Annotated in this window: 1 rRNA gene; it reads right to left on the bottom strand. The window is 57.0% G+C overall.

The window, feature by feature from the left end:
- Positions 1-279, bottom strand: a 23S ribosomal RNA gene (locus tag AC27E8_RS00320); the annotation flags it as partial.

Here is a 279-nt window from a genome sequence, read left to right as displayed (position 1 = left end):
TCTCTCGTTGAGACAGCGCCCAAGTCGTTACGCCTTTCGTGCGGGTCGGAACTTACCCGACAAGGAATTTCGCTACCTTAGGACCGTTATAGTTACGGCCGCCGTTTACTGGGGCTTCGATTCGGACCTTCGGGGTACCCCCTAAGCCCTCCTCTTAACCTTCCAGCACCGGGCAGGCGTCAGCCCCTATACGTCGCCTTTCGGCTTCGCAGAGACCTGTGTTTTTGCTAAACAGTCGCTTGGGCCTTTTCACTGCGGCTCTTCCTTCAGGAAGAGCGC

The organism is Alicyclobacillus sp. CIJ1, from assembly GCF_057538885.1.
Note: the sequence above shows the minus strand (reverse complement) of the source record. Positions and strands in the feature narration are given on the sequence as shown.